This window comes from Streptomyces sp. NPDC007808 (genome assembly GCF_042868655.1).
Lineage (GTDB): Bacteria > Actinomycetota > Actinomycetes > Streptomycetales > Streptomycetaceae > Streptomyces.
In genome coordinates this window covers 943,749-961,951 of sequence record NZ_JBIAEQ010000001.1, presented here as the reverse complement: position 1 = coordinate 961,951, position 18,203 = coordinate 943,749, and the positions used below count along the sequence as shown (strand labels likewise).

The 18,203-nt window shown below is 72.8% G+C and carries 15 protein-coding genes and 1 pseudogene; 10 read left to right on the top strand and 6 right to left on the bottom strand.

The window, feature by feature from the left end; translation table 11 throughout:
• Window positions 1–51 precede the first annotated feature (51 nt).
• From ACFYNL_RS04270 to ACFYNL_RS04250, 5 genes are all read left to right on the top strand, one after another.
• On the top strand, window positions 52–1,959 hold the full coding sequence (locus ACFYNL_RS04270; protein WP_388796127.1) for an AMP-dependent synthetase/ligase: 1,908 nt from the start codon (window positions 52–54) through the stop codon (window positions 1,957–1,959).
• 385 nt (window positions 1,960–2,344) lie between these two features.
• Window positions 2,345–3,730 (top strand): NAD(P)/FAD-dependent oxidoreductase, encoded by a 1,386-nt coding sequence (locus tag ACFYNL_RS04265; protein WP_388796124.1) that lies wholly within the window; start codon window positions 2,345–2,347, stop codon window positions 3,728–3,730.
• 60 nt (window positions 3,731–3,790) lie between these two features.
• Window positions 3,791–6,034 (top strand): FUSC family protein, encoded by a 2,244-nt coding sequence (locus ACFYNL_RS04260; RefSeq protein WP_388796121.1) that lies wholly within the window; start codon window positions 3,791–3,793, stop codon window positions 6,032–6,034.
• Window positions 6,035–6,069: 35 nt separating this feature from the next.
• Window positions 6,070–6,291: a hypothetical protein gene (locus ACFYNL_RS04255; protein WP_388796119.1), complete on the top strand. Its 222-nt coding sequence runs from the start codon at window positions 6,070–6,072 to the stop codon at window positions 6,289–6,291.
• A gap of 346 nt (window positions 6,292–6,637) precedes the next feature.
• On the top strand, window positions 6,638–7,093 hold the full coding sequence (locus ACFYNL_RS04250) for a cyclic nucleotide-binding domain-containing protein (protein WP_019759018.1): 456 nt from the start codon (window positions 6,638–6,640) through the stop codon (window positions 7,091–7,093).
• A 68-nt stretch (window positions 7,094–7,161) separates the two neighbouring features.
• On the opposite strand, the gene ACFYNL_RS04245 is transcribed toward ACFYNL_RS04250, so the two are convergent.
• Window positions 7,162–7,725, bottom strand: coding sequence for a DM13 domain-containing protein (locus ACFYNL_RS04245; protein ID WP_388797314.1), 564 nt, complete (start codon window positions 7,723–7,725; stop codon window positions 7,162–7,164).
• Window positions 7,726–7,846: 121 nt separating this feature from the next.
• Entirely contained in the window at window positions 7,847–8,578 is a 732-nt protein-coding gene (locus ACFYNL_RS04240; RefSeq protein ID WP_388796116.1) for a flavodoxin family protein, read from the bottom strand.
• Between the two features lie 124 nt (window positions 8,579–8,702).
• Here ACFYNL_RS04240 and ACFYNL_RS04235 point away from each other — a divergent pair, with 124 nt between their 5' ends.
• A complete protein-coding gene (locus tag ACFYNL_RS04235) occupies window positions 8,703–9,707 on the top strand; it encodes an NAD-dependent epimerase/dehydratase family protein (RefSeq protein ID WP_388796113.1) in 1,005 nt (334 codons plus the stop codon).
• A gap of 212 nt (window positions 9,708–9,919) precedes the next feature.
• Here the strand turns inward: ACFYNL_RS04235 and ACFYNL_RS04230 are convergent, their stop codons facing one another.
• A complete protein-coding gene (locus ACFYNL_RS04230; protein WP_388796111.1) occupies window positions 9,920–11,032 on the bottom strand; it encodes a sensor histidine kinase in 1,113 nt (370 codons plus the stop codon).
• Window positions 11,033–11,034: 2 nt separating this feature from the next.
• On the bottom strand, window positions 11,035–11,766 hold the full coding sequence (locus ACFYNL_RS04225; protein ID WP_388796108.1) for a response regulator transcription factor: 732 nt from the start codon (window positions 11,764–11,766) through the stop codon (window positions 11,035–11,037).
• A 114-nt stretch (window positions 11,767–11,880) separates the two neighbouring features.
• On the opposite strand from ACFYNL_RS04225, the gene ACFYNL_RS04220 reads away from it, so the two are divergent.
• The 3 genes and pseudogenes from ACFYNL_RS04220 to ACFYNL_RS04210 all read left to right on the top strand — a co-directional run bounded on the left by ACFYNL_RS04220 (window position 11,881) and on the right by ACFYNL_RS04210 (window position 14,401).
• Entirely contained in the window at window positions 11,881–12,585 is a 705-nt protein-coding gene (locus ACFYNL_RS04220; RefSeq protein WP_388796105.1) for a glycosyltransferase family 2 protein, read from the top strand.
• A 29-nt stretch (window positions 12,586–12,614) separates the two neighbouring features.
• Window positions 12,615–13,232 (top strand): annotated as a pseudogene (locus ACFYNL_RS04215) (DUF2064 domain-containing protein); the annotation flags it as partial.
• A 404-nt stretch (window positions 13,233–13,636) separates the two neighbouring features.
• Window positions 13,637–14,401 (top strand): class I SAM-dependent methyltransferase, encoded by a 765-nt coding sequence (locus tag ACFYNL_RS04210; protein WP_388796102.1) that lies wholly within the window; start codon window positions 13,637–13,639, stop codon window positions 14,399–14,401.
• 316 nt (window positions 14,402–14,717) lie between these two features.
• Here the strand turns inward: ACFYNL_RS04210 and ACFYNL_RS04205 are convergent, their stop codons facing one another.
• Window positions 14,718–15,977, bottom strand: a complete 1,260-nt coding sequence (locus tag ACFYNL_RS04205) for a molybdopterin-dependent oxidoreductase (RefSeq protein WP_388796099.1) — start codon at window positions 15,975–15,977, stop codon at window positions 14,718–14,720.
• 116 nt (window positions 15,978–16,093) lie between these two features.
• Here ACFYNL_RS04205 and ACFYNL_RS04200 point away from each other — a divergent pair, with 116 nt between their 5' ends.
• Window positions 16,094–17,479 (top strand): hypothetical protein, encoded by a 1,386-nt coding sequence (locus ACFYNL_RS04200; RefSeq protein WP_388797311.1) that lies wholly within the window; start codon window positions 16,094–16,096, stop codon window positions 17,477–17,479.
• Window positions 17,480–17,529: 50 nt separating this feature from the next.
• On the opposite strand, the gene ACFYNL_RS04195 is transcribed toward ACFYNL_RS04200, so the two are convergent.
• Window positions 17,530–18,144, bottom strand: a complete 615-nt coding sequence (locus ACFYNL_RS04195; protein WP_388796096.1) for a LysE/ArgO family amino acid transporter — start codon at window positions 18,142–18,144, stop codon at window positions 17,530–17,532.
• Window positions 18,145–18,203 lie beyond the last annotated feature (59 nt).

Here is an 18,203-nt window from a genome sequence, read left to right as displayed (position 1 = left end):
ATAACGGAACTCGTCGGTGATGTCACGCCCGGTACACAGCAGGAGCAGCGCATGCGCGACCTCGGCCTCGCTCCCCCGACCGTCACGACGTTGACCGGTGGGCTCGCCGACAGTCTCTTCGAGACGGCGGCCCGCAGCCCCATGCTGCCGATGCTGGCGCGCCGTCCGGCCCCCTCCTCCACCACCTGGGAGGAGGTGACCGCGGTGGAACTGCGCGACGAAGTGACCGATCTGGCCAAGGGTCTGATCGCGTCGGGGATCTCGCCGGGCCACCGCGTGGCCATCATGGCGCGCACGCGGTACGAGTGGACGGTGCTCAGCTACGCGCTGTGGACGGTGGGCGCCGAGGTGGTGCCCATCTATCCGACGGCCTCGCGCGACCAGGTCGCGTTCATCCTCCGGGACGCCGAGTGCGTGGCCGTCGTGGTGGAGGACGAGCAGTCGGTCATGACGGTGGGTTCGGTGTGCGGATCGCTGCCCCGGCTGCGCCACGTCTGGCAGTTGGACACGGGAGGGCTCGGACAGCTCGTCCAGCGCGGCGAGCTCATCCCGCTCACCACCGTCGAGTCGCTGCGCCGCATCGTGCTGCCGGACTCCACGGCCGCCGTCTCGTACACCTCCGGCACCACGGGCCGGCCGATGGGCTGCGCGTCGAGCCACCGCAGCCTCGCGAGCCCCTGCGACACGCTGCTCGCGGGCTGGGGGCACACGGTGATCCCGCCCGGTGAGCACCAGGCGTCCGTGCTCGCCTTCCTGCCCTTCTCCCATGTGTACGGGCTTTTGGTGCAGACCCTGTGCGTGCGCGGCGGCATGCTGATGGGACACGAGCCCGACCTGAGCGAGGCGGCGCTGTCCTCGGCGCTGCGGACCTTCCGCCCGACGTACTTCTGCGCCGTACCGTCGATCTTCGAGAAGATCTACAAGAACTTCCTGCGCGTGGCCCAGCAGGCGGGCCGCGGCGCGCTGTTCGAGCGGGCCGCGGACACCGCGCGGGACTTCGCGGCGGCTCAGGAGCGGCACCGGCTGGGCGGCGGCCCCGGGCCGGGTTTCGATCTGCGGCTTCAGCACGCCCTGTACGAGCGGACGGTGTACCGCAAGTTGCGGGCCGCGCTGGGCGGCCGGGTGTGCCGGGCGACCTCCGGCGGTTCCCCGCTGAACCGTGAACTGTCCTTGTTCTACGAGGGCATCGGCATCTATGTGAACGACGGGTACGGCCTGACCGAGACCAGCGGCGGGGTCACCGCGCAGCCGTTGGGCCGGGAGATGTCCGGAACGGTCGGGCGGGCACTGCCGGGCACGGACATCCGGGTGGCCGACGACGGGGAGATCCTGGTGCGGGGGCCGTCGGTGTTCCAGGGATATGTCAACGACGACGCCGCTACGCGGGCGGTGCTGCGCGGCGGCTGGCTGGCCACCGGGGATCTCGGGCGGCTGGACTCCGAGGGCTATCTGACGATCACCGGACGCAAGAAGGACGTCATCGTCACGAGCAGTGGCAAGAGCGTCTCCCCGGCGCTGCTGGAGCAGCGGCTCAGGCAGCATCCGCTGGTCCACCAGGCGGTGGTGGTGGGCGACGACCGGCCCTGTGTCGGCGCCCTGATCACTCTGGACCCGGATTTCCTGGCGTTCTGGCGGGACTCCCTCGCGGCGCGCAGTGACGCGCGAATGCGGGAGGCACGGGAGGAGAACGCCCTGCGCGAGGAGATCACCAGAGCCGTGGCCGCCGCCAACAGCGCGGTGTCACGTGCGGAGTCCATCCGGGTGTTCCGGGTGCTGCCGGAGCCGTTCGACGTGGCCAACGGTCTGCTGACACCGTCGATGAAGCTGCGTCGGGACGCGATCGTACGGCACTACGCGCTGCAGATCGATGCGATGTACCAGGCCCGTTCACGGGTCTCCCGGGAGCAGGTGGCGGACGAGTCGGCGCTCTGGGACGACACGGACAACGTCTTCGGCTGAGGACGCCCGTTCGCCCGCGGTGAGGCCGTACGACACCGGACGGCTCGCCGCGGGCGAGGGCGCGGATCCTGAAGGAGGCGTTCCTGGAGGGAATCCACATCGACCCGCCGTTCATGTACGCGAACAACAGTCCCCTCCTCGGGTGAACCGTTCGGACGTCAGGTTCAGACCATTCGGCTGTCAAGAGATCACGCGTACATGTCTTTCACTTCCGAACCGGTGTGCCCCCGGGCCGACTGGGGGAAGGTGGCTGTCGACGGGTTCGTCTGCCTGCTGCTCCCGGCTGGCGGAACGACCGGCGGCGCGGTGGGATCGATGCGTGCGAAGCAGCGATTCAGGGGCAGGCGAACGACGTCGAGGCAGACCGCCTGGAGCCGCAGAAGGGATGATCACCGTGACACGACCCAGGATCCTGGTGGTTGGCGCAGGCTTCGCCGGAGTGGGATGCGTTCGCCGGCTGGAACGCAAACTCGCCCCCGACGAGGCCGAGATCACCTTGGTGACGCCGTCCTCCTACCAGCTCTACCTGCCGCTGCTGCCCCAGGTCGCCTCCGGCGTCCTCACCCCCCAGTCGATCGCCCTCTCACTGCGCCGCAGCCGCAGGTACCGCACCCGGATCATCCCGGGCGGTGCCATCGGCGTGGACCTCGCGGCCAAGGTCTGTGTGATCCGCACCATCACCGACAAGATCGTCAACGAGCCGTACGACTACATCGTGCTGGCCCCCGGGAGTGTGACCCGCACCTTCGACATCCCGGGCCTCGTCGACCACGCGTACGGCATGAAGACCCTCGCGGAGGCCGCCTACCTGCGCGACCACGTCATCTCCCAGCTGGACCTCGCCGACGCCAGCCAGGACCCGCAGGAGCGCGCCGCACGGCTGCAGTTCGTGGTGGTCGGAGGCGGCTACGCCGGCACCGAGACCGCCGCGTGCCTGCAGCAGCTGACCCACAACGCGGTCAAGCGCTATCCGCGGCTCGACCCGCACCTGATCCGGTGGCACCTGATCGACATCGCGCCGAGGCTGATGCCCGAGCTCGGTGAGAAGCTGGGCAGCACCGCCCAGCAGGTGCTGGGCAGGCGCGGGATCGAGATCTCGCTCGGCGTCTCCATCGCCAAGGCCGGTCCCGACGAGGTCACCTTCACCGACGGCCGGGTGATCCCCACCCACACCCTGATCTGGACCGCCGGTGTCGTCGCCAGCCCGCTGATCGGCACGCTGGGCGCGGAGACCGTCAAGGGCCGGCTCGCGGTCACCGCCGAGATGAACCTGCCCGGGCACGACGGCGTCTTCGCGCTCGGCGACGCCGCCGCGGTGCCCGACCTGGCCAAGGGCCAGGAGGGCGCCGTCTGCCCGCCCACCGCCCAGCACGCCATGCGTCAGGGCAAGGTGGTCGCCGACAACGTCATCGCGGCCCTGCGCGACCAGCCGCTGCGCCGGTACGAGCACAAGGACCTGGGCCTGGTCGTCGACCTCGGCGGCCGCGACGCCGTGTCCAAGCCGCTCGGTGTCGAGCTCAAGGGCCTGCCCGCGCTCGCCGTCGCCCGCGGCTACCACTGGTCGGCGCTGCGCACCAACGTCGCCAAGACGCGCGTGCTGACGAACTGGCTGCTCAACGCCGTCGCAGGGGACGACTTCGTACGCACCGGCTTCCAGTCGCGCAGGCCAGCCAAGCTGAAGGACTTCGAGTTCATCCACGCGTATCTGACGCCGGAGCAACTGCGGGAGCACGTCGGCGGGAAGGACGGGCCCGCGGGGACGGCCGGGTGAGGTGACGGCCCCGGTTCGGGGCGCGCGGCACGTGGGGAGCGAGGGAGAGAGTACGGCGGCGTGAGGGCAGCGGGACGACCGGTCCGGGCGCAGGTCCGGGACCGGATCGCGGCGTCGGACCCCGGGCTCCTGCGGCTGGCCGCGGGTCTGCGGACGGTGGGCGCGATCGCCCTCGCGGTGGCCGTGCTGGCCGTGCTGGGCAGCGATGTGACGCACCTGGTGGCGGGGGCCATGGCGGCGATGGTCGCCACCTTCGCCATCCGGGAGAAGCAGCGCGGGCAGCAGGCCGTCACGCTCGCCCTGGGGCTGCCGGTGGCCCTGGCCTCCATGACGCTGGCGGCGCTGCTGCACCGCCATGTCGTGGCCGGCGACCTGTTCTTCGTGGCGCTGATCTTCTGTGCCGTCTACGGCCGCCGGTTCGGGGACCGCGGGACGGCGCTCGGCCTGATCGGCTTCCAGATCTACTTCGTGTCCCTCTTCGTCGGTGCCACGGTCTCCGACCTGCCCGAGCTGTGCGCGGCGGTCGCCGTCGCCTTCGCGTGCAGCGCGCTCGTGCGCTTCGCCGTCGTCCCCGAGACCCCTGCGGGCGTGCTGGAACGGCTGCGCGAGGCGTTCCGTCTCCGGCTGGCCCAGTTGCTGTCCGCGCAGCTCGATCTGCTCGACGCCGGGCCCCGGGAGGCGGACCGTGCTCTGGAGCGGGTGCGCGACGGTACCGCGCGGCTGCACGAGACGGCGCTGCTGATCCAGGGCCGGCTGGCGGAGGGGACCGCCGACGAGGCGGTGGCCCGGCTCGTCCAGCGGCGGGTCGCGGATGCCGAAATCGCCGCCGAACGGCTCGGCCTGTCGCTGCTCGCCGCACGCGGTGCCGAGCGGGCGGACACCCTGGCCCTGCACCTGCCGGGCGCGCCGGTGCCGACGGGCGGACGGCATCCGGTACGCGACGAGGCGACCGTCACGCTGCGCCGTGACCTGGAGGCGTTGCGTCTGCTGGTGCTGCGGCCGGTCGCCGCGGACGCGGGCACCGCGCTGTCCCATGTCCGCAACCGGCTCCTCGGCTACCGCGACGACGAGAACCTGCCCGTCGCGGCACCCGTCGTGCAGGACGTCTTCCGGCGCATCGGTGAGGCCGCCCGTGCGGTGCTGGGGCTGCGGATCGCCCTGGGCAGCGCCCCGGACGAGTCGGACGACAGCCCCGCCACGGCCCGCTCGCGCGAGGAACTGGACGCGGAGGAAGCCGTGCTCGACGCCGGGGAGGAGGAGTCCCCGCAGGAGCCCGCCGGACTTCGGCGTCCCACCACGCGGGCCGCCGTGCAGGTGGCCGTGGGCTCGGCGCTGGCCATCGTCGGCGGTGAGCTGCTGTCCCGGGACCGCTGGTACTGGGCGGTGCTGACCTGCTGGATCGTGTTCCTCAACACCGCCTCGACGGGCGAGATCCTGGTCAAGGGATATCGCCGGCTGCTGGGTACCGTCCTGGGCGTCCTGGCCGGCATCGTGCTGGCCGGCGCCGTCGGAGGCCACACCTGGACGGCCTTCGCGCTGGTCCTGGTGTTCGTCTTCCTGATGTTCTACTTCGCGCCGCTGTCCTACACGCTGATGTCCTTCTTCGTCACCGCGGCGCTCGGGCTGCTCTACACCCTGCTGCACACCTACAGCCTGTCGGTGCTCGTGCTGCGCATCGGGGAGACGGCGCTGGGCGCGGCCTGCGGGGTGATCGCGGCCGCGTTCGTCCTGCCGGTGCAGACGGACCGGCGTACCAACGAACTGCTCGCGACCGTCCTGGAGCGGCTCGGGGACGTCACCCGCAATGCCGTGGAGCAGCTCAGCGGCGGGCCGCCCGTCGACCTGCTCGACCAGGCACGGGACCTCGACCAGGCGCTGGCCGACCTCAGGGCCGCCACCCAGCCCCTCACTCACCCGGTGACGCCGCTGCGGGCCCGGCGGGAGACCGCCCGCTATGTGGTCGCGCTGCTGGAGACCTGCGCGTACCACGCGCGCTCGCTGGCCGCCACCGCCGAGCTCCTGCCCACCCATCCCGCGATCGCGGCGGACCCCCGGCTGCGCAGGGCCGCGGCGCGCATCGCGCACAACATCGAGGCGGTCGCGGCGCACGTCACGGGCGACGGCGCCGGGGCCGAGATCGAGACCGGCCCGAGCATCGCCTCGCTCCTGGGACCGACGGCTCCAGGCGTGCCGCGCTACGGCCGGGTCACCGACCGCGTGCTGCGCCATCTGCAACGCCTCGACGAGGGCGTGGCCGGATTGGCCCGCCCGCTGGACGTCCCCGTGAAGGCGCTGGAGGGCTGACGGCTCACCGGAGCCAAAGCGGGTACGCGGAATGCATGACCGATGTCGTGGACTCAGACGAACTGTTGCGACGCATGCAGCGGGCCAGGACTTGTGCCCGGCAGGAGGAGCGGACATGGCGGGCACGGAGTGAGGAGCTGAGGTCGACCGACCCCGAGGGCGCCCGGGAGGCGGCGGTAAGGACAGTGGCCTACGAGACCGTCCTCACCGTGCTGGAGGAGATCCTCACGCCGGGCCGGCACCACGACGGTTCCTGACCGAGAAACCCGGCGAACGGGACGTGAAGGGTCTCGAAACATGGATCCGAGTGAAACCGGTCACGTAACCCGCCCCCAGCTGGCCCGGAACCCCCACAGATGGTTTACGATTCATACATACGTGGTCGAGGGGTAGACCGTGTCCGTCCCCCTGAACCACCACCTACGGCCCTGGCTGGCCTCCCCCGTCCAGCCAGGGCTTTTTCATGCCCTCGGGCGCAGGCACCACGCAGGGCGTGAATTCCCGTGGAAACCGTCCTCCGCCGAGGTGCTCACCGGGCCGGCAGCGGCTGAAATGGACGCAGGGAAGCAACGGAACCTCAGTCGCCGTGAGGAGCCCCGTGTCATGACCAAAGCGATCAAACTGCTGACCGCCCTTCCACCACCGCAGCGAGAGCGTCTGATGTCGCTCGCCCGGGACGTCGCCTTCCCGGAGGACGCCCGGATCTTCGAGGCGGGCGGTACGGCCGACCGCTTCTGGGTGATCCGCTCGGGGGCCGTCTCCCTCGACCAGCGCGTGACGCCGGTCCAGCGGGTCACGGTCGCGAGTCTCGGGGCGGGCGATCTGCTCGGCTGGTCCTGGCTGTTCCCGCCGTACCGGTGGGACTTCGGTGCGGAGGCCTTCAGCCCCGTACGCGCCCACGAGTTCGACGCCGCCCAGGTGCTGCGGCTGTGCGAGGAGGACCCCCGGCTCGGGATGTCCCTGGTGCGCCATGTCGCCGAGATCCTGGCGCACCGGCTGGAGTTGACCCGCGGCAGGCTCATGGAGCAGTACGGGCAGCGCCGGCGCAGTGCGCTGTGAGCGTCGGAGCCAGGGGTCACGTGAGCAGGACGGCCCCGGGACCGGCCCTCGGGACTCCCGTCCCCGTCTCAGGTGCGGGCGAGTTCCGCGGCGCCGAAGGACACGTCGAAGCGGTCGCACCAGATGCTCACGCTGCTGTACCGGGCCGGGTCCACGTCAGCGGGGACGACGTAGTTCTGGCTGCCCTTGTTGCCCTTGAGCTTGCCCAAACTGACGTACTCCCCGTCGTCGAAGACCCGCCAGCCGTCGAGCCCCTTCTTCACGGGCGCGTCGGTGAGCCACACCCGCAGGTCGGGGCCGTTGCTGGTGTCGAGGTTCTCCAGGCGCACCACGTGGGAGCCGTCGGGCAGCCGCACGAGCCGCACCGTGCCGGAGGTCGTGTGCTCGTGGCTGATCAGCTCGCCGCCGGCCAGTGTCACCGGTCCGGCCGGGGTGGGCGAAGCGCCGGACGACGGCACCTCGGTGGGCTTCCTGGAGGCGTCCACGGCAACGGGGAGGGCCTCCTGGACCGTCTCGTCCTGCCACAGCTTCCACGGCTGGAACCAGTACAGGCCGAACCCGGCCCCGGCGACCGCCACCACCAGCACACCCACCGTCCACGGCCTGATCCACCCGCGTCGTCCCGGTTCCATACCGCCCACCTCCTGGTAGTCCTGCACGTCGCTTCCCATTCAACGGGCGGAACGTGCGGCGGGGGATGACCGGCGGGGTGACGAAATCCTTACGTCCGCCGACCCGCCGGGCCAGGGACCGTCAGCGGTGCTCGGGATTGTCGGCGCCCGGTCGGCAGCCGGCGTCCCACTGCGTGCGCTGGTTGCCGTGGGCCGGGATGCCCCCGGTGCGTTTCAGCAGGGCGGCCACGTGCATCAGGTTCCAGGTCATGAAGGCGGTGTTGCGGTTGGTGAAGTCGTTCTCCGGCCCGCCCGAGCCGGGGTCGAGGTACGACGGTCCGGGGCCGGCCGCGCCGATCCAGCCGGCGTCGGCCTGGGGCGGGATCGTGTAGCCGAGGTGCTGGAGGCTGTAGAGGACGTTCATCGCGCAGTGCTTCACACCGTCCTCGTTGCCGGTGATCAGGCACCCCCCGACCCGGCCGTAATACGCGTACTGCCCCTGCGCGTTCAGCAGGCTGGAGCAGGCGTAGAGGCGCTCGATCACCTTCTTCGTCACGGAGCTGTTGTCGCCGAGCCAGATCGGCCCGGCGACGACCAGGATGTCCGCGGCCATGACCTGCTCGTACAGCGCGGGCCACTCGTCCGTCGCGAAGCCGTGCTCGGTCATGTCCGGGTACACGCCGGGCGCGATGTCGTGGTCGACGGCGCGGATCTCGGACGTGGTGACCCCGCGCGACATCATGATCTCCGCGCTCCGGTCGATCAGCCCCTGGGTGTGGCTGAGCTCCGGGGACGGTTTCAGGGTGCAGTTGACGAACAGGGCGGTCAGATCGTCGAAGCGGTACTGGGCATCGGCTGAGGGAGGAACCGTCATGGAGGCAGCGTCTCGCGTGTGGTCCGTTTTGTCCCGGTCCGACGCACCCGTGCATGCCTTACGGAGTCATGACGTGCGCGCGTGGCCCCGTGGCAGGGCGGCGCCGCGGATCTAGCGTGGCCGTATGCGTGTACTGGTCACCGGCGGTGCCGGATTCATCGGGTCCCATGTCGTCAGCGCGCTCGGATCGCGCGGCCACGAGGCGCTCGTGCTCGACGTACGGCAGGGGTCCGGCGCGGATGTACGGGACCCGGCGGCGGTCGGCCGGGCCCTGCGCGGCGTGGACGCGGTGTGCCATCAGGCCGCGATGGTCGGGCTGGGCGACGGGGTCCGCGACGCCGCGCAGTACGTCTCGCACAACGATCTGGGCACCGCCGTGCTGCTCGCCGCCATGGCGGAGGCGGGTGTCCGGCGCGTCGTGCTGGCCGGCTCGATGGTCGTCTACGGGGAGGGGCGGTACGAGTGCGCGAGGCACGGTGTCGTCAGACCCGGCCCGCGTGCCGTGGCCGACCTCGACGCGGGCCGGTTCGAACCCGCCTGCCCGGTGTGCGGGGACGCCCTCTCCCCCGGCCTCGTCAGCGAGGACGCACCGGCCGATCCGCGGAACGTGTACGCGACCACCAAGCTCGCCCAGGAGCACCTGGCCGCCGCCTGGGCCCGCTGCACCGGCGGGTCGGCGGTGTCGCTGCGCTACCACAACGTGTACGGGCCCGGGATGCCGCGTGACACGCCGTACGCCGGTGTCGCCTCCTTCTTCCGTTCTGCCCTCGCCCGCGGTGAGGCACCCCGCGTGTTCGAGGACGGCAGGCAGCGGCGGGACTTCGTGCACGTACGGGACGTGGCGGCGGCGAACGCGGTGGCGCTGGAGGCTGAGGCCGCCCCGGGTGCGCTCACCGCGTACAACACCGGCAGCGGTGACCCGCACACCGTCGGCGAGATGGCGCGGGCACTGGCCGACGCGTACGGCGGGCCCGACCCGGTCGTCACCGGCGAGTTCCGGCTCGGGGACGTACGGCACATCACCGCGGACTCATCACGGCTGCGCGACGGGCTGGGCTGGAAGCCGGAGGTCGGCTTCGAGGAAGGCATGGCGGAGTTCGCGCGGGCCGGGATGCGGGAGACCCCCTAGGCCGTGTCCGCAAAGTCCCGTCGTCCGCCCGGAGGGCGGGCCGTGCGGCGTCTGGTGCGTGCTCTCGGCGCGCCGGGCGGAGTCCCTCGTACTGGATGTACGTGGGGCTTCGCCCGGTGCGGCGAGAGTGCGTGCCGGGCGTCGCGGGGCAGGCGGGACTTTGCGGACACGGCCCAGGCCCGGCACACCTGGACCGGTGGTGCTGCCCGCGATCAGGAAGCGGCGGCGGGCAGCACCACCTCGAAGCGGCAACCGCCGGGGATGTTGCGCACGGTGGCCCGGCCCTGGTGCGCCTCGACGATGCCCCGGACGATGGCGAGCCCCAGGCCCGCGCCCGCCGGGGGCGTCCTGGCGTGCGAGCCGCGCCAGCCGGTGTCGAAGACGCGCGGCAGGTCGTCCTCGGGGATGCCGCCGCAGCCGTCGGTCACCGACAGCACCACGCCCTCGGGGGAACGCTCCGCGCAGACGGCGACCGTCCCGTCGGCCGGGGTCCGGCGGATGGCGTTGACCAGCAGGTTGCCCAGCACCCGGCTCATCTCCTTGCCGTCGACGCGCACGGGTACGGGCTCGATGCGGCCGCCCACCAGCCGCACCCCGTGCTCCCGGGCCAGCGGGTCGGCTCCCGCCAGCGCGTCGCCGACCAGGTCGTACAGGGACATGCGGGTGAGGGCCAGCGGGAGCGTGCCGGCGTGGATGCGGGAGAGTTCGAAGAGGTCGCCGACCATGTCGTTGAGGCGTTCGACCTCGGTGCGGATCTGCTTCAGATAGCGGTCGGGATCGGCGGCGACGCCGTCCTCCAATGCCTCCGACATCGCGCGCAGACCGGCGAGCGGGGTACGCAGGTCGTGGGAGATCCAGGCGACGAGTTCGCGCCGGGAGGTCTCCAGCGCACGCTCCCGCTCCCGGGACTCTGCGAGCCTGGCGCTGGTGGCGGCCAGTTCGCGGCTCAGGGACTCCAGTTCGGCGGTGGCCGGGCCGTGGGGGGCGGCGAACGTCCCGCCCTCGCCGAAGGAGCGTGCCGCCACGGCGAGTTCACGGCTGCGGGCGACGACCCAGCGGCCCAGCAGCAGCGCGGTGGCCAGGGAGACGACCGCCGCCATGGCGACGACGGTGGTGACGACGGTCAGGTCGTGCGGCGAGAGGAACATGGCCCAGGCGACGGCGAGTGTTCCCGCGAGCATCGCGACGACGCCGACCGCCGCGACCACGGCGAGCGAGGCGGTCAGCGAGCGGCGCCGGATGAGGCGCAGTACGCCCGATCCGGCCAGCCCGGTGGCGGCGGCTCCGGCGAAGGCGTACAGAGCGATGAGGAGGGTGTCGCGCATGGTCAGGCCTCCCCCGCGCCGGGGTCGAAGCGATAGCCGACGCCCCATACGGTCTGGATGAGGCGGGGCCGGGCAGGGTCGTCCTCGACCTTGCCGCGCAGGCGGCGGACGTGGACCGTGACGGTCGACAGGTCACCGAAGTCCCACCCCCACACCTCGCGCATCAGGTCCTCTCGGGCGTAGGCCCGCCCGGGGTGGCGCAGGAAGAAGGCGAGCAGGTCGAACTCCCTGAGGGTCAGGGCGAGTTCGCTGCCGTTCTTGGTGGCTCGGCGGGCCGCCGGGTCCAGCGCCAGACCGGCGGCGCCGAGGCGGAGCCCGTCGGCGGCCGGCGGCCTGCTGCGGCGCAGCACCGACTCCACGCGCAGCACCAGTTCGCGGGGGCTGAAGGGCTTGGTGACGTAGTCGTCGGCGCCGACCTCCAGGCCCAGGATGCGATCGTCCTCGTCGCCCCGGGCGGTGAGCATGATGACCGGGACCGGCCCTTGTCCCCGCATCCGGCGGCACACTTCCAGGCCGTCCATGCCGGGCAGCATCAGGTCGAGCACCACCAGGTCCGGCCAGTGGGCGCCGGCCCGGGTCAGGGCCGTCGGTCCGTCGTCGGCGCGGTCCACGACGTAGCCGGCGCGGTCCAGGTAACCGGCGACGACCTCGGCGACGGTCGGATCGTCGTCGACGACCAGGATCCGGGGGGAGTCATCGGCTCGCGGCTCGGGGGGCTCGTACGGCTGCTGCATGCCCCCAGCCTGGCACCACCCGCCGCCGGTGCGGCGTCCGAGCGGCTTGTCGGCCGTCGACGTCCGCGTTTCGTAAGGACCGGAAGTCCGTTATGCCCGAATCGGGTTCGTAGGGTGAGGACCGTGACGACGAAACATTCGGACGTCGACGTGGTGCTGCCGTGCCTGAACGAGGCCGAGGCCCTTCCCTGGGTGCTCGAACGGATCCCGCCGGGCTGGCGTGCCCTGGTCGTCGACAACGGTTCCACGGACGGCTCGGCCCAGGTCGCCCGCGCGTTGGGCGCGACCGTCGTGCACGAGCCGCGCCGGGGCTTCGGCGCGGCCTGCCACGCCGGGCTGCGCGCCGCCTCGGCCGACGTGGTGTGCTTCTGCGACTGCGACGCCTCCCTCGACCCGTCGCTCCTCGTCCCGTTCGCGCGTGCGGTGCGGGCCGGCGAGGCCGACCTCGTGCTCGGGCGGCGGCGTCCGCAGGGCCGGGGCGTGTGGCCCGCGCATGCCCGCGTCGGCAACCTCGCGCTCGCGCGGATGCTGCGCCACCGCACCGGGCTGCGCCTGCACGACCTCGGTCCCCTGCGCGCCGCCCGCCGGGAGCCGCTGCTGGCCCTCGGCCTCACGGACCGGCGCAGTGGCTATCCGCTGCAGATGGTCGTACGCGCGGCCGACGCGGGCTGGCGGATCGCCGAGCACGACGTGCCGTACCTGCCGCGCACCGGCGCGTCGAAGGTGACCGGCACCTGGCGCGGCACCTGGCAGGCCGTACGAGACATGAGCCGGGTGCTGAGCGAGAGCCCCGCGCACCAAGGAGAAACCGTCCGTTGAGCCCTTCGAGTGCCTCGAACCCGTCCCGTGTGTCGCCCGCGCTCCTCGTCATCGCCAAGGAACCGCGGCCGGGCCGGGTCAAGACCCGGCTGACCCCGCCGTTCACACCCCACCAGGCCGCTCAACTGGCCGAGGCGGCCCTCGCGGACACCCTGCACGCCGTGGCGGCCACACCCGCCGCGCGGCGCGTCCTCGTCCTCGACGGCGCCCCGGGCCCCTGGCTGCCGCCGGGCTTCGACGTCGTCCCGCAGGGCAGCGGCGGCTTGGACGAGCGGCTCGCGAACGCCTTCGCCCGCTGCGCCGGCCCGGCCCTGCTCATCGGCATGGACACTCCGCAGGTCACGCCGGGGCTGCTCACCGTGGACTTCGCCGACTGCGACGCCTGGTTCGGCCCGGCGGAGGACGGCGGCTTCTGGGCTCTCGGCCTGGCGTGCCCCGACCCCGCCCTGCTGCGGGGCGTGCCGATGTCGACCTCCGCCACGGGCGCGGTCCAACGCGACCGGCTCGTCGCGGCCGGTCTGCGTGTGCGCGACCTGCCCCGGCTGCGCGACGTGGACACCGCGGCCGACGCCCACGCGGTGGCGGCGCTGGCTCCGCGAGGGCGTTTCGCGGCGCGTTTGGCAGTGTGTACGGCGGCCAGGGGGCGGGACGCTCGGCCGGCCACGGGACCCGATACGCGGTCCGTCACGGAACCCGGCAGGCCGTCCCCGGCGGGCCCGAGCGCACCGGCCGCCACAGAACCCGAGGCCGGCCCCTACGCGATACCCGGCACAGACGCCGGCACCCCACCCGCCGCCGACCGCGACCAGCGTCCCGCAGCCGCCTCCGGCACCCCACCCACCACGAGTGCGCACCCGCGGCCGGCCCCGCACCCAGGAGCGCCGCCGACCACGGGACCCGATCCGACGCGGTCCATCGCCGGGCCATCGGCGCCACCGCCGGCCACAGGAGCCGGCGCACAGCCCGCCCCCCGGCCGAAGACCTCGCCGCCGGGTCTCCCCCGGGAGCACCCGTCTGCCCCCGCACCGGCACCGCGCCCGGCCGGTTCCCGGTGAGCGCGCCGCCCGCCACCGGCCTCGCGTGGGCCGCCGCGGACCCCTACGCCGCCGCCCTGCGTGCCGGCCACGGTCCACTGTTCCTGCGCCGGGCCGACGGCTGGCTGCTGCCGTTGGACGTGGAACGCTGGTGCGCTCGGGCCGACGCGGTCGACCGGGACGTGCTGGCCCGATGCGAGGGCACCGTCCTCGACGTGGGGTGCGGTCCCGGACGGCTGGTCGCGGAACTCGCCACCGGGGGCCGGCCCGTCCTCGGCATCGACGTCAGTGAGGCAGCCGTGGACCGCACGGTACGGCTCGGGGGCCAGGCGCTTCGGCGCTCGGTGTTCGAGCCGTTGCCGGGCGAGGGGCGCTGGGGCACCGTCCTGCTCATGGACGGCAACATCGGCATCGGCGGTGATCCACGCGCCCTGCTGGACCGGGTGGCCGGCCTCCTGCGCCCCGGCGGCCTGCTGGTGGCCGAGACCGCCCCGGAGGACATCGACGAACGCTCCCGGGTGCAGGTGGTCGACCTGACCGGCACCGGCACGACCGGCATCCCCTTCCCCTGGGCGCGGCTCGGCACGCCGGCGCTGCTGCGTCACGCCCGGGGGTGGGAGCGGGCCGATCAGTGGACGGCCGGCGGACGGTGCTTCGCCGCCCTGCGCAACCGCGGCAGGCGCAGCGCCAGCAGCAGCGCCGAGGCGCCGAAGAGGACGGCGGTGATCAGCAGCCAGCGCGCGAGGAACACGTCCGGGGGCAGCCCGGTGGCGGACCGGTAGCGCCGCTCCACCATCCCGCTGATCAGCGGGAACCACACGAGCAGGAGCAGCCCGGACAGGGCCGTCGGTACCCGCACGTACGGCACCCACGCGCGGCGCCCGGCCGCGTCGAGGCCCCGCACGACCGCCCGGTCCGCGCTCGCGTACAACGGCAGCAGGACGAGGTCGTGCAGCAGCGCGGCCCCCACGAACCACAGGGTCACACCGAACCAGTCGTCGGCGAGCAGCCTCGCCCCCGCGTAGCCGGTGAGTGCGAACGAGCAGGCGAGCAGCAGGAGGGTCAGGGGGCTCCCCACACGGATCCGCGGTCGGCGCATCACAGGTCTCCGAACGTCATCCGGGCCACCCACTTGGTGTTGAGCACACCGGGCGCGGCGGGCACGATGACGCGCGCCGGGTAGCCGTGGTCGAGGGACAGCTCCTCGCCGTTGACGTACAGGGCGAGCAGCGAACGCGGGTCGGCCACCTGGTTGGCGCGCAGGGCGGCCTCCCGGAAGGCGCCTCTGCGCTGGAGGGACTCGACGAACACGTCCGGCGGTTCGTCCTGGTACCCGACGAGCGCCGCGAGGTCGCGCAGTCGCACCCCGCGCCACCACTGGTCCGACGTCGACCAGCCCTCCACGCAGGCGATGGGCAACGCCGAGCTGTGCAAGGGGAGTTCGGCGAGCTGGGCGCGGCTGAGGCGGACGGTGCCCGTGCGCCCGGTGATGACGAGCCGCCAGGCGTCCTCGCCCGTCCGAGCCGCGTCGATCCCGGCGTACGCGGCGGTCTTGTTGATCTGGAAGCCGTTCGGGCCACCGCCGGGTTCACCGCCGCCGTGCGGTGCGAGCAGAGCGGTGCGCCGCAGGGCGTCGAAGTTCTGCCCCACGGTCGTCGCGAACAGCAGCAGCGAGCCGCCTCCGACGAACCACAGGGCGCCCCGTCGGGTGATGGTCGGCTCGGTGGGGCGCGGCGGCACCAGGTCGTTCTCCTCCTCCCGCAGTCGGCGCAGATTGCGCAGCGCGATGGGCATCTTCAGCAGCACGTGGGCCACGAAGGCGGCGAAGAACACCCAGGCGCCGTAGAAGTGCAGCGGGTAGAAGGAGCCGGGGAAGACGTAGTCCAGTTGGACGTTGAGCACACCGGTCACGAACTCGAACAGGGCCCCGCCCACCAGGAGCAGCAGCGAGATGCGCTCCAGCGCGTGCGCCATCGAGCGGGCCGGTGGCAGCGCGAACAGTCTGGGGATCACCGACCAGAGTTTGGCGAGCAGGACCGGGATCAGGGTGATGCCGAGGGTGACGTGGACGCCCTGGTTGAGCCGGTACAGCCAGTGCGGGTTCGTCGGCCAGGGGAAGAGGTAGAAGCCGAGGATCCCCTTGTCCGGTGTCTTGTCGTTCACCGTCGACAGGTTCGGGTTGTAGGCGGCGTACGAGACCAGCCCGGTCACGAACAGCACCGTGATGCCGGCGAGCAGGACGAGACCCAGCACGGAGGTGAACCGGGGGCCGCGCAGCGGGCTGCGCCAGAAGCCGGGCGAGGAGGGGAGCCGGGGGTCGGCTCGCAGGGGGAGCCGTGGGGTGTCGGGGTCGCGCATGTCCCGACGGTAGGCCGGGGCCGCCCCGCGAAAGGGTGCTCGACCCATGACGAAACGCTGACATCAGGCCCGGACGGCGGTCCGGGACCGGCCGTGCGGCCTAGCGTTCCGGTGTGATCCGCACCTTGACCTCCGCCGAGCCCGGCCCCGCGCGCTCCGGCGTCCGCCGTGAGGCGCGACGTGACCTGTACGCCGCCGGGGCCGCCGTGCTGCTCGTGACGGCGGCCGCGCTGGTCGGCCGTCACATCCAGGGGTCCCGCCACACGCTCTTCGTCGACTGGCCCCCGCTGCTGGCGTCCTGGGGCCCCCACCTGGGCGCCGGCACACCGGCGGCGGTCCTGGTGGCGATCGCCACCGTGGCGTACGGCCCCTGCGTCGCGGCCCGCCTTCCCTGGCGGGCGCTGCTGCCGCTCGCGTTCGCCACGGCCACGGCCTGGACCTGTTCGCTCGCGCTGATCGACGGCTGGCACCGCGGCATCGCCGGGCGGCTCACCACCCGCCACGAGTACCTGCGGGCGATCGACCGCTTCCATGACATCCCGGCCGCGCTGAGGACCTTCGTCGACCACATCCTGCTCCAGTCCCCCGACAACTGGCCCGCCCACGTCGCCGGCCACCCGCCCGGGGCCACGCTCACCTTCGTCCTGCTGGACCGGGTCGGGCTGCGCGGCGGAGGCTGGGCCGGGATGTGGTGCATCGTGGCGGGGGCGACGGCCTGCGTGGCGGTGCTGGTCACGGTCCGCGCCCTGGCCGACGAGGCACTGGCGCGCAGGGCCGCGCCCTTCCTCGTCCTGGCACCGGCCGCCGTGTGGATGGGCACCTCGGCCGACGCGTACTTCACGGCGGTGGCCGCGTGGGCGGTGGCGCTGCTGGCGCTGGCGGTCACCCGTCGGTCCCCGGGACGGGCGGCGGCGTCCGGGCTGCTGTTCGGCCTGGCCTGCTACCTGTCGTACGGTCTCACGCTCCTCGCCCCGATCGGGGCGGTGGTCCTGCTGCTCGGCAGGAAGGGGGTCCGCGAACGCCCCGCGGTGCTCGTGGCGCTGCTCGCCGGTCTGGCCGTGGTCCCGGCGGCGTTCACGCTCGCCGGGTTCGACTGGTGGGAGGCGTACCACCTGCTGGTCACGCGCTATCACCAGGGCGTGGGCGGCATCCGCCCCTACGGCTACTGGGTGTGGGCCAACCCGGCCTGCGCGGTGCTCGTCACCGGCCTGGCGACGGTGGCGGGGCTGCGGCGGGCCGGGGCGGTCCTCGTCCGGCGCCGCGGCGGCACCGCCGGCCGGGTCGCCGACGTCCGCCTCGCCCTGCTGGTGTCCGGCGCTCTGCTCGCCGTGCTGGTGGCCGACCTGTCCGGAATGAGCAAGGCGGAGACCGAACGCATCTGGCTTCCCTTCGCCGTGTGGCTGCTGCCCGCGTGTGCCTTCCTGACGGGCGCCCGCGCCTGGCTCGCCGCCCAGGCGGTGCTCACGCTGCTCCTCAACCATCTGCTGCTCACCGGATGGTGACCGCTGAAGCGTGTCGCGGAATGCCTGTTCACGGCCTTGCGCGACCTGCTTCAGGCGCCCGCGATCAGCAGGGCGCCCAGCGCGAGCATCGTCACGGCCACCAGTGCGTCCAGCACCCGCCAGGCCGTGGGCTTGGCGAGGTGCCGGCTCAGCAGCCGGGCTCCGAAGCCGAGGGCCGCGAACCAGCAGAGGCTGGCGAGCACGGCGCCCAGGCCGAAGGTCCAGCGCAGCGGTCCGCGGTCGGCGGCGACCGTGCCGAGCAGGAACACGGTGTCGAGATAGACGTGCGGATTGAGCCAGGTCAGCGCCAGACAGGTCAGCACCGCGCGCCGCCGTGAGCCGGCCGCGTCACCGTCGGTCAGGAGGGCACCGCCCGGCCTGAACACCCGGCGGGCGGCGAAGGCGCCGTAGCAGAGCAGGAACGCCCCGCCGATCCAGGCGACCGCGGTCAGGATTCCGGGCCATGCCACGACCACCGCGCCGACGCCGGCCACGCCGAGTGTGATCAGGAGTGCGTCGGACAGGGCGCAGATGCCGACGACGGCGAGGACCGCGTCCCGGCGAATGCCCTGGCGCAGGACGAAGGCGTTCTGGGCGCCGATGGCGACGATGAGGGAGAGGCCGGTGCCGAATCCCGCGGCAACGGTGGTCAGAGCGTTGGTCATGGCATCGACGCTAGAGAGAGGATCACTGCGAGTACAGCTAAAGATTCTTAAGTATCCTT